Origin of the sequence: Nocardia sp. NPDC047038 (assembly GCF_040644075.1) — a bacterium.
Lineage (GTDB): Bacteria > Actinomycetota > Actinomycetes > Mycobacteriales > Mycobacteriaceae > Nocardia > Nocardia sichangensis.
Genome location: NZ_JBEYVQ010000014.1, coordinates 1 through 11,740 on the forward strand (window position 1 = coordinate 1; position 11,740 = coordinate 11,740).

The window sequence follows — 11,740 nt, forward strand, 5'->3', positions numbered from 1 at the left end:
TTGGTCACACTCTCGGTCCTGACCTCGACGCCCACGCCAACCTCCACAAATTCTCAGCGAGCTGCCCACCGGCGAACCGCGCGCTCGGTCATCGCCCGCACGGCGAAAAGTTATTCGAAATTCACAGAGCAGCGTACAGGAACAGGTTCCTGCGCAATCTCGACAGTCCTCGACGGCGACGGCGTGCGCCGTCGAGGAGGGGCAGCCGGCTACGGGTTCATTTCGAACACGCCCGTGTGGCTCATCACCTCGTCGTGCAGGCGCGCGGTTCGCTGGACGTCGATGATCGGCTTATGCAGCACGCTCAGTGCCCAATCCTGTTGAGCGGTGGTCGAGGAGGCTTTCGAGAAGACTCCCAGCGCGTACGAGGAGAAGTCGCGCACGAATATCTCGAAGATCGAGCCCACAATGTCCTCGGACGCCCCTTTGATCTCGGCTTGTTCCAGGATGAGCTGCCCGTAAGGCAGCAGCGTGAACAATTCCCCCACCGCGAGCTGATAGTCCAGATCCTCGAGTTGGGCCGGGGTAGGCGGTGCCTGGACGGGGAAAAGAGTGAAGCGCTCGGCTTGCTCGACGAACAATGCCACGTTGGGCAGGTGCCGATAGCGTTCGTACGCCGGCCGCCAATCCGCGAATCGCACTGCGCCCAACCCCGCCGCGCCCGGTTGCCGGAACAGCGACTCGTCGTCGCCGGGATCCCGTCGCACCGGCACCGGCGGCAGTTCCGCGGGGTTGAACAAGAAGTTCGGCATGAATTTCAACGTCAAGGCCATATTGACGTGTGCGGTGCCCTCCAGCCGTGGCATCGAGTCGATGGTGCCGCGTGCCGTCGCGAAGTAGGACTCCTTCTCGAATCCCTTGGCGGAGATGACATCCGAGAGTTCACGGAACACGCGCTCGGCCTCGCGAGTGACCTTCATCTTGCCGATGGAGTTGAACATCACGAAGCGGCGGTCCTCGGGGGTCGAGCAGCGCATGTAGTCGATCGCTCGTTCGTGGTAGAGCCGCATGGCGGTCATGCGCACGTAGCTGTCGCTCAGGATCTGGCGCACCTGCGGGAAGTCCGTGACAGGGTGCCCGAACAGGACCTTGGCGGCGGCGTGGTTGATCGTCTCGTAGAAACAGTGCTCCACGATCCCCAACGCGACCATGCCGATGTTGAACTTGCCGCAGTTGACCGCGGCGAGCGCGGAGTCGAACGCCTTGCGGCCTACGTGGAGTACGTCGTCGGCCGAGACGGGATAGTCCACCAGGTCGTAGGCGGAGACGAAGTTCTGCCCGTGGATGACGTTCTTGACCAGCCGGTAGTTCGGGTGCTGGCTGTCGGCGATGAACCAGACGTACGCGTCGGAACCCTCCAGGTCGGTGCGCCTGCCGATGGTCGGCACGATCCTGGCCACGTTGCCGTTGCCGATGTAGTACTTGCTGCCCGTGGCGGTGAAACCCCCTGCGCCATCGGGAGAGAGCAGCATATCGGTAGCGTAGATGTCTGCGCCATGGTCCTTTTCCGACAGCCCGAACCCGATGATCCCGCCGCGGTCGAGTTCCTCGGCCGCACGCAGATGCGCCTTGCCGTTGGCGCTCTGCCATATGGTGGCAAGGCCGAGCGTGGAGACGCCCCACGCATACCAGTACTGCGATCCGTAGAAGCCGGTGATCTCGTTGAACCGGGAAATGAACGCGGTGTCCCAGCGCTTCTCCGGATCCGCGCCCGAACTCGCCCTCGGGGTCGCCATGTAGGCGATGATCCGGCTCTCCGCCAGGAACCGCATCCAGTCCTCGTACCACTCCGCTCGGTGCGCGTCGCTGGTGAGCGCCTGCTTGCCCTTCCGCTCGAAGAAGTCGACCACCGACCGTAGCCGAGCCCGCGTGGCGGGATCGAACTCCTCGAACGTCTCGGTCTTCGGGTTGAAGAGGGCCATGACGACACCTTTCGAACTGACGGCAAGTGCCATCACTTTATGACTGACGGCAGCTGCCGTCAATCATCGGACGGGGCTCGGTGGTACAGGCGACGGTAAGCGGTCAGCGTCTCGGCGAGGTGTTCGACGACCTGGTCGCGTGTCGCGGGCAATGTGCCGTTCGACCAGGCCCGAGAACAGGCCCGCACAGGCGCACGCCATCGCGACCGCGGCCAGGTCGCGGCGCACCGGATCCCGGATACCGGTGCAGAAGTGCACTCGGATCAGGCGCGGTGGATACCAGCTCCAGCGGCGAGGTGCTCGTTACCGAACGGAGGGTCAGGAACTCGTCGCCTCGATGAGGCGCTGGCGCAGCCAGGTCAACGGCGTGGCCGCATCGGGGCCGATGGCGTACGCGGGATAACTCTGGTGAATGCCGGACTTCAGGAATTCATCGATCTGCCGCTTCCGCTGTTCGTAAGCGGAGGCGTTGAGCTGATCGGACAAGAGACCGAGGCCTCCCGCGGCCAGTGCGTCACCGATGATTTCGATTGCCTGCCGCTGGTATTCACCCATGTTGCCGGGATCGGGATTCGACAGTTGCACGAAGAAGCCGGCGATGCGTCCGGCGAAGTCGCCGTCCGGCATCGCGCAATACAGGTCACCCGCGATGCAGAAGGTGTAGGTCCGCGCGGTGAGCCAGCCGAAACCCCCCGCGCGAGGGCCGATCGCGCCCGCACCCGGGACAGGCGGCCCGATCAGAAGGTCGCCGGGTGAGCGACGAGGATCGGAGATCAGCCCGACCAGCACGACCCGGTGTGGCGGCACCACGCCCAGTCCGGTACCGATTTCGGCCGCGAGATCACCTGCCGCGTCCGCGCCTTGGCTGTAGCCGAGCAGCGCGATCCGGGTGGCCCCGCACAGCTGGGCCACTGCCGACACCAGGACGCGCGCTTTGTCGATCGCCTCCTGTTTGGAGCGACCGTACACTTCGCTTTCCCATGGGAAAGCCGTTGCCGCGTAGGGGACATAGTCGACCTGGACATCCCCGGGTAGATCATTCAGGCTCAGCGCGAGCATTCCTTTGCCCGGATCGGTGTTGGACGTTTCCCACGTTCCGGGAATCGCCACCACGTACAACTCTGGGCAATGGGCCGGTGCGCCGTCCGAAGCGGACACGACACCGAGATGAGCGGTGGTCACCGCCACGGCTACCAACGCAGCGGCGATCGTCTTCCATCGAGCGAGCATCGAATACCCCAGGCGCTCATCACGGTAGCCGCAGGGGAACCGTCATGCCGTTCGGGCCGCGCCGAGTTCGACGCCTCGGAGATCCGGTTGCTCCGGATCGTGATCGCACAACGGGTTTCGACGCCGCGCGCCGCCTGAATCCATCCATACCTGCGCCACTCCTCATTGAGCCGAGCACCGATCGTGCGGGCACAAGGACGTCCACACGCGGGCAGAGCATAAGAATAGCCATTAACATATCGATCGTCCAGCGTACCGCCTCGGCTCATCGCAACCCAGTCTCCGTCGCCGGCCTCCGGAGACATCAGCCAGTGCGAGTGCCGTCCATTCCAGCTGCTGCAGCGGTTTTCTCGCATCCCAATGGCGCAACTTGCGGCACCGCGTGCGTCGCGCGGCGAACAAGAGGCACTACCGTTACCACCAATCGTGGCGGTGGGGCGAATAAGCAGTCACATACCCACGGATGGGTCGGCAAGGCGAGTGAAGGTGCACGCTCCTCGATCAACCGCGCTCCCACACCCGTCGAATCCTCCGGCGCCACGGCCACCCTGAGTGAGGGGGGCATCCGGCTCGCGGCAGCGCGCGGGCGAACACTACGCAGGGTCGATCACCGGGGCACGATGCTCTTGGCGCCCACCATGCGCACGAGGCTGAGGATCGGAAGCCCGATCACCAAATGTTCGATCCCGGTGGAGATGCCGACCCAGAGGTCGCTGGACAGTGCCAGAGGAATGATCACCGCCGCGGCGGTCAGAATGCCCACGATCCAGCCGAAGAACAACTCCGGCGACGGAGTGCCCAGGCGCAGCAGATACCACAGCACCCCGCCCAACAGCGCACAGATGAATGCCACCACGGCGAACCAGTACGCATCCTGGGCCATCGGGTTCCACACCCCGAACTTGCCGCTCTCGCTCACCCGGGTGGCGATGATCTCGATGATCCAGGCGCACAACCACGCCGCGAGCGCGGTCACCACCGCCGCGGCGATCACACCGCCGACGAACATGCCGATATTGACGTCCGGCTCCTGCCGCGACCGAGGTTGCCTCTCCGGGCGTTCGGAGTGCTGATACGCGCCCTGTCCCTGGTCCTGGCCGTATCCGGACGCCTGGTCGTATCCGTGATCCTGGGCGTACCCGTGATCCTGGCCGTACCCGTGATCCTGGCCGTACCCGTGATCCTGGCCGTATCCCGAGGCCTGGCTGTACCCGCGATCCTGGCCGTACCCGGAGGACCGGCCGTTTCCGCGATCCTGGCCGTACCCGGGATCACGGTAATCGCCCGGCTGATAACCGGCTTCATAACGTGCGGTGTGCTGGTCGCGCGGATTCATGGGATTCAACCGCCGATCACCTCCGTGGAGAGCTTGCGTGTGCGTCGAGTGTAGGGCGGGACCGCAAGGGCCGCTGCCCCCTATCCAATTCCCGTTGCGCGCAGTCGTCACACACAGGTCGGCGCCGCCATGGCGGAGATCAGTAAGGTGCCGGACTCCGATCGGGGCCTGAGGATCGCCGTCGCCCAGATGAAAGAACCCGGAATGGTCCCCGACCGCGGCCCGGAACCAACCGTTCATCCGGCGCAGCGGGGAAGGATCGCGGGCGGGCGAACACTCCCCGCCGGGCGGAGCCGCGCGGTGATACGCAACGGGCCTGGGCGAGTCCGAGCGCCCCGCCCGCCACCGAGAGTTTGGGCCGACAACTCCTCCCGGTTCCCGGCCGATCGCACCTGAGCACGATCCGCAGTGCGGAAAGTTCAGGCGACGACCGTCCGTTGCGGGACGCCGACGTATTCGCTCAGTGGCCGGATCAACGCGTTGGATTCGCCCTGCTCGATGATGTGCGCGGTCCAGCCGGTGATGCGGCTCATCACGAAGATCGGGGTGAACACCTCGATATCGAAACCGAGCAGGTAGTAGGCGGGGCCGGTCGGGAAGTCGAGATTCGGTTCGATGCCGGTGGCCTCGCGCATGGTGCGCTCGAGGACCTCGTATATACGCACCCACTTCTGGCCGTCGGTCGCCGCGGCGATATCCAGGAAGGCTTTCTTCATGGTGGGGACGCGGGAGTCACCGTTCTTGTAGACGCGGTGGCCGAAGCCCATCACCTTCTCCTTGCGCGCCAGCTTGTTACGCAACCATGCCTGGGCCAGCGCGGGGTCGTCGATCTCCAGCATGTCGTGCATGACGGCTTCGTTCGCGCCGCCGTGCAGGGGCCCTTTCAATGCGCCGATGGCGGCGGTTACGGCGCTGTATATGTCCGACTGCGTGGAGGTGACGACGCGGGCGGCGAAGGTGGAGGCGTTGAAGCTGTGCTCGGCGTAGAGGATCAACGACACTTCGAACGCTTCCACCAACGCGCGCGACGGGATGGTCCCGAAGCACATGTTCAGGAAGTTCTCCGCGTACCCCAGATGGGAATGCGGTGCGATCGGGTCCAGGCCATGGCGACGGCGATGGTCGGCCGCGACGATGGTCGGCAGCACCGCGAACATGCGAAGGGCCTTGGCGCGGTTGGCATTCGCCGAATTGTCGTCTTCGGCCGGGTCTTCCGCGCCGAGGTAGCTGATGGCGGTGCGGACCACATCCATCGGGTGGCAGGTGTCGGGCAACTTGGCCACCAGCGACAGCAGTGACCGGTCGGCCCGGCGGGACGCGCGTTCTCGCTGCTGGAACCGCTCCAGTTCGGCGTCCGAGGGCAACTCGCCGTACCAGAGCAGATACGCCACTTGTTCGAAACCGCAGTGTGCGGCCAGGTCCTGTACGGCGTAGCCACGGTAGGTCAGAGAGTTGGTTTCCGGCACCACCTTCGAGATGGCCGTGGTGTCGACGACGACGCCAGCCAGGCCTTTGGCTATGGTCACTGGTTCCTTCCCAGAGTGAAATCGAAGATGTCGGAATCGAATTCGTTGTATCGCTCGTACTGGAGAAGCTCGTACAGGCGAGAGCGGGGCTGCATTCGATCGAGCAAGCCCGATTGCGTGCCCTGCTCGAAGATCTCCTGCAACCCGGCTTCGGCCGCGAACATCGCCAACCGCAGGGTGGACACCGGGTAGATCACCGCGTTGTAGCCGATCCGCTCCAGTGTCGCCGCCGGGATGAGTTCGGACTTACCGAACTCGGTCATATTCGCCAGCAATGGAATCGGCATCGCGGCCCGGAACTTCTCGAAATCCGCGACGGTGCGCAACGCCTCGGTGAAAATCAGGTCCGCGCCCGCTTCGGCATAGGCCCCGGCCCGATCGATCGCGGCGTCGATGCCTTCGATCCCGGCGGCGTCGGTGCGCGCGCAGAGCACGAAATTCGGATCCCGCCGGGCGGACACCGCGGCCCGGAGCCTGCGCACCATCTCCTCGACCGGCACCACAGCCTTGCCGTCGAGGTGACCGCACCGTTTCGGATTCACCTGATCCTCGAGATGGCAGCCCGCGATTCCGGCGTCTTCCAGCATCGAGACCGTGCGCGCGGCGCTCATCGGCTCGCCGAAGCCGGTGTCGGCATCGATGAGCACCGGCAGATCGGTCACGCGCGCGATCTGCCGACCGCGCTCCGCCACCTCGGTCGAGGTGGTGAGCCCGATATCCGGCAGCGCCAGATCGGCCGAGACCACCGCGCCGGAGACATACACGCCTTCGAAGCCGATTTCTTGAACCAGCTTGGCTACCAGCGGATTGAACGCACCCGGGAAACGCTGGATCGTTCCGGAGGCCAGCCCCGCACGGAACGCGGCGCGTTTGTCGGCGGCCGGCGTGGCCGCGGCCAGCAGACCGGTCATCAGAACAGTCCCTTCGGCAATTTCGGCGCCCGCGCGAGTACCTCGTCGGAGACGGTGAAGTTCAACTGACCCAGTTCCTCGGCGGACAGCCGCGGGGTGCGCTGGGCCACGTCGAGGAAGCGGTCCTGCTCGCCCGCGTCGATCAGTCCCTCGGCCAGCGTCCGGAACTTGGCGATGTACTGGTCGCGGGTGAACGGCCGCGCGCCGAGCGGGTGCGCGTCGGCGACCGCGAGTTCGTCGACGATCACCTCGCCGCTCTTCAGCGTGACCTCGGCACGGGCGCCGAACGCCTTCTCGTTCGGGTCGGTCGAGTGATAGCGCCGGGTCCACTCCGGGTCCTCGGCGGTGGAGATCTTGCGCCACAACTCGACGGTGTCGGGCCGCTTCGCACGTTCGGGGGCGTAGGAGCGCTCGTGGTGCCAGGTGCCGTCCTGCAGGGCGACGGCGAAGATGTACATGACGGAGTGATCGAGGGTTTCGCGGGACGCCGTCGGGTCGAACTTCTGCGGATCGCCCGATCCGGTGCCGATCACCACGTGCGTGTGGTGGCTGGTGTACAGCACGATCGAGGCGATCCGGTCCAGGTCGCCGATCCGCTCACGCAACCGGCGCGCCAGGTCGATCGGCGCCTGGCTCTGGTATTCGGCGGAATGCTCCTTGGTGTAGGTGTCGAGGATGCCGCGCTTGGGTTCACCCGGGCCGGGCAGCGGCACCGAATACTCCTTGTCGGGGCCGCCCAGCAGCCAGGCGATGACGCCGTCCTCCCCTTCCCAGATCGGCGACGGCGCGCTTTCACCGCGCAGGGCACGATCGACCGCTTCCACCGCCATCTTCCCGGCGAAAGCGGGTGCGTAGGCCTTCCAACTGGAGATTTCTCCCTTGCGCGATTGCCGGGTGGCGGTGGTGGTGTGCAGTGCCTGACCGATGGCCTGATAGATGGTCTCGGGGTCCAGGCCGAGCAGCGTGCCGATACCGGCGGCGGCGGACGGGCCGAGGTGGGCGACGTGGTCGATCTTGTGCTCGTACAGGCAGATCGCCCGCACCAGGTCCACCTGGATCTCGTATCCGGTCGCCAACCCGCGGATCAGATCCCGCCCGCCGCGTCCGGCATGCTGGGCTACCGCCAGGATCGACGGGATGTTGTCGCCGGGGTGGGAGTACTCCGCGGCCAAGAACGTGTCGTGGAAGTCCAGTTCGCGCACGGCCACGCCGTTGGCCCAGGCCGCCCACTCCGGCGAGCATCGGCCGTCGACGCCGAAGACGGTCGCGCCCGGCTGGTACGGGTGCGCCAGCGCCTGGGCGCGCGCGTTGGCCACCGGACGACGCGTCACCGACGCCGCCGCGACCGCCGCGTTGTCGATGATCCGGTTGACGATCATCTCCTCGGTCTCCGGAGCGACCCCCACCGGGTCCGCGGCAACCTCGGCGATCCGCCACGCGAGGTGCTCCTCGCGGGGGAAGTGCTCAGCGGAGCGACGCGTGCGGACGAGGTGGTTTTTCACGACGAAAGCCTCCAGATCATCAATTTCCGGGTTCTTTTCGCACACTACACACGCCTATGCACGCGGGAAATCCGTTACAAATGCCGAATTTTGCGTACCGCAATCAGCAAATTTGTGGAAATTGCGAAATCTCGTGGTGCTACATTCGCGAGCATGCAGAAGATGTATGCGGGCGGGCGGCTGCGCGCACTGCGCGAGCAACGCGGCTTGTCGCAATCGGGCCTGGCGAAGGCGCTCGCGCTGTCGGTCAGCTACGTCAACCAGCTGGAGAACGATCAGCGGCCCCTGACGGTGCCGGTGCTGCTACGCCTGAATTCCACCTTCGATCTGGACATGGGGTTCTTCGCCGCCGACACCGACGCGCGACTGCTTGCCGACCTGCACGACGTCTTCGCCGAGGATCCCGACGGCGCGACGGTGTCCACCGCCGAACTCGACGACCTGGTCTCCCGGGTGCCCGCCGCCGCCCGCGTCCTGGTGAGCCTGCACCGACGTCTGCGTGGCGCGACCGAACAACTCGAACGATTCTCCGCGGGCATCGAAAGCCCTACGGCCGACCCCGGTCGTGCCATGCCGTACGAGGACGTGCGCGACTTCTTTTACGACCACCGCAACCACATCCCCGAACTCGACCAGGCCGCCGAACGACTCTTCGCCGACCACGGTCTGGGCATCGGCGGCCTCGACCTGCAACTGAGCAAACTCCTGCGCGAGCGGCACGGCATCACGGTCGCGATCAGATCCGACGACCCACACCGCCCCGGCCCCAAGCGCGTCTACGACCCCGAAGCGGGCCGTATCACGCTCGCCCGCAGGCTCTCCGCCGGTCAGCGGGCCTTTCAGCTCGCCACGCAGCTGGCTTTTCTCACCCAGACCGCGACCATCGATGCGTTGACCGCGAGGGTGGAGTCGATGGCTGACGAATCGCGCGGGCTCCTGCGGGTCGGGTTGGCGAACTACTTCGCCGGGGCGCTGATCCTGCCCTACACCCGGTTCCGGGACGCCGCCGAAGAGCTGCGCTACGACATCGATCTGCTGTCGGCGATGTTCGAGGTCGGCTTCGAGACCGTCTGCCACCGCCTGTCCACACTGCAACGCCCCGGACGACGCGGAGTCCCGTTCTTCTTCGTACGCACCGACCGCGCGGGCAACATCTCCAAACGCCAATCCGCGACCGCGTTCCATTTCTCCCGGGTCGGCGGCAGCTGCCCGCTGTGGGTCGTCCACGAGGCCTTCACCGCGCCCGGTCGGATCCGTACCCAGATCGCGGAGATGCCCGACGGACGCAAATACCTCTGGCTGGCCCGAACCACCGACGAGAGCACCCCCGGATACCTCTCTCCCAGAAGAGATTTCGCGATCGGTCTGGGATGCGACCTCGCCTACGCCGACAAGCTCGTCTACTCCCACGGCCTGCCCATCCACGACGACACCTCCGCGGTTCCCATCGGCGCGGGCTGCAAGATCTGCGAACGCCCCGACTGCGCCCAGCGCGCCTTCCCTCAACTAGGGCGCGCGATCCGGGTCGATGAGAACCGCGCCGCCAACATCCCCTACACCCCGGCCGACCATCGCGGCGAACCGCGATGATCACACCGGCTTCGTGCCACCTACGAGCCCCAGCCGACGTACGATTCCGCGCGCATCCGTTCTCGCATGTGTGGGTAGTGGAGTTCGAAGGCCGGGCGTTCGGATCTGATACGGGGGAGTTCGTAGAAGTTGTGCCGGGGAGGCGGGCAGGTCGTGGCCCATTCGAGTGAATTTCCCGCGCCCCAGGCGTCGTCCACGGTGACGACCTCGCCGTAGCGGTAGCTGCGGAACGCATTCCATACGAACGTGACCATCGAGACGCCCAGAATGAACGATCCGATGGTCGAGATGGCGTTCAGCGCGGTGAACCCGTCGGTCGGCAGATAGTCGGCGTACCGGCGGGGCATACCTTCGGCACCCAGCCAGTGCTGAACCAGGAAGGTCGTGTGAAAGCCGACGAATGTCGTCCAGAAATGCAGCCTGCCCAGGCGTTCGTCCATGTAGCGCCCGGTCATCTTGGGGAACCAGAAGTAGATTCCGCCGAAAGTGGCGAAAACGATCGTGCCGAACAACACGTAGTGGAAGTGGGCTACGACGAAATAGGTGTCGTGAATCTGCCAGTCCAATGGCGGGCTGGCGAGGATGACGCCGGACAGTCCGCCGAACAAGAAAGTGACGATGAAGCCGACGGCGAACAGCATCGGGGTCTCGAAAGTCAGGTTCCCCTTCCACATGGTGCCGATCCAGTTGAAGAATTTCACCCCGGTCGGCACCGCGATCAGGAAGGTCATCATCGAGAAGAAGGGCATCAGCACCGCCCCGGTCGCGAACATGTGATGCGCCCATACCGCTGCCGACAGCACTCCGATCGAGATGGTGGCGTACACCAGAGGTCCATAGCCGAACAGGGGTTTGCGGCTGAACACGGGGAGGATCTCGCTGATGATCCCGAAGAACGGCAGTGCCACGATGTAGACCTCGGGGTGCCCGAAGAACCAGAACAGATGCTGCCAGAGCAGGACGCCACCGGTGGCGGCGTCGTAGATGTGCCCGCCGAGATGCCGGTCGTAGGCCAGCGCCATCAAGGCGGCGGTGAGAATCGGGAACGCGAGCAACACCAGCACGCTGGTCACCAGGATGTTCCACCCGAACATGGACATGCGGAACATCGTCATGCCGGGCGCGCGCAGGCAGACGATGGTGGTGATCATGTTCACCGCGCCGAGAATGGTGCCCAAACCGGATACGACCAAGCCCATGATCCACAGATCGGCTCCGGGGCCGGGCGCGTGGATGATGTCGCTCAGTGGCGTATACGCGGTCCATCCGAAATCAGCCGCGCCGCCGGGTGTCACGAATCCGGAGACCACCATCGTCCCGCCGAAGAGGAACAGCCAGAAGCTCAAGGCATTCAACCGTGGAAATGCCACGTCGGGTGCTCCGAGTTGCAGCGGAAGGACCGCGTTGGCGAATCCGAACACCGTCGGAGTCGCATACAGCAGGAGCATGACGGTGCCGTGGATGGTGAACAGCTGGTTGTACTGCTCGGGTGAGAGGAACTGCAGGCCCGGCCGTGCCAGTTCCGCGCGCATGAGCAGCGCCATCAGACCGCCGAGCAAGAAGAAGGCGGTCGCGGCGACGAGATACATGATGCCGAGCACCTTCGGGTCCGTCGTGGTGACCAGCCGCCACAACACCGAGCCCTTCGGAGCCGTCCGCGCCGGAAACGGCCTGGTCGGTGCGACCTGCGGTGCGAGTGGATACGACACCTGAGTCATCGATA

General features: G+C 65.3%; 8 protein-coding genes. 1 reads left to right on the forward strand and 7 read right to left on the reverse strand.

Annotation, left to right across the window (positions count from 1 at the left end):
• Nucleotides 1-209: 209 nt before the first annotated feature.
• From ABZ824_RS31250 to prpD, 6 genes are all read right to left on the reverse strand, one after another.
• Nucleotides 210-1,922, reverse strand: a complete 1,713-nt coding sequence (locus ABZ824_RS31250; protein WP_356967422.1) for an acyl-CoA dehydrogenase family protein — start codon at nt 1,920-1,922, stop codon at nt 210-212.
• Between the two features lie 318 nt (nt 1,923-2,240).
• Nucleotides 2,241-3,152, reverse strand: a complete 912-nt coding sequence (locus tag ABZ824_RS31255; protein ID WP_356967424.1) for a cutinase family protein — start codon at nt 3,150-3,152, stop codon at nt 2,241-2,243.
• 607 nt (nt 3,153-3,759) lie between these two features.
• Nucleotides 3,760-4,488, reverse strand: coding sequence for a DUF6069 family protein (locus ABZ824_RS31260; RefSeq protein WP_356967426.1), 729 nt, complete (start codon nt 4,486-4,488; stop codon nt 3,760-3,762).
• A 419-nt stretch (nt 4,489-4,907) separates the two neighbouring features.
• Nucleotides 4,908-6,014, reverse strand: a complete 1,107-nt coding sequence (locus ABZ824_RS31265; protein WP_356967428.1) for a bifunctional 2-methylcitrate synthase/citrate synthase — start codon at nt 6,012-6,014, stop codon at nt 4,908-4,910.
• Complete coding sequence (prpB, locus tag ABZ824_RS31270) at nt 6,011-6,925, reverse strand: methylisocitrate lyase (protein WP_356967429.1); 915 nt, start codon at nt 6,923-6,925, stop codon at nt 6,011-6,013. The genes ABZ824_RS31265 and prpB overlap by 4 nt, the downstream gene beginning before the upstream one ends.
• Complete coding sequence (gene prpD / locus ABZ824_RS31275) at nt 6,925-8,427, reverse strand: 2-methylcitrate dehydratase PrpD (RefSeq protein ID WP_356967431.1); 1,503 nt, start codon at nt 8,425-8,427, stop codon at nt 6,925-6,927. The genes prpB and prpD overlap by 1 nt, the downstream gene beginning before the upstream one ends.
• A 153-nt stretch (nt 8,428-8,580) precedes the next feature.
• Between prpD and ABZ824_RS31280 the strand changes: the two genes are divergently transcribed.
• Nucleotides 8,581-10,017, forward strand: a complete 1,437-nt coding sequence (locus tag ABZ824_RS31280) for a short-chain fatty acyl-CoA regulator family protein (protein ID WP_356967433.1) — start codon at nt 8,581-8,583, stop codon at nt 10,015-10,017.
• A gap of 20 nt (nt 10,018-10,037) precedes the next feature.
• On the opposite strand, the gene ctaD is transcribed toward ABZ824_RS31280, so the two are convergent.
• Nucleotides 10,038-11,735, reverse strand: a complete 1,698-nt coding sequence (gene ctaD, locus ABZ824_RS31285; protein WP_356967435.1) for a cytochrome c oxidase subunit I — start codon at nt 11,733-11,735, stop codon at nt 10,038-10,040.
• Nucleotides 11,736-11,740: the final 5 nt, after the last annotated feature.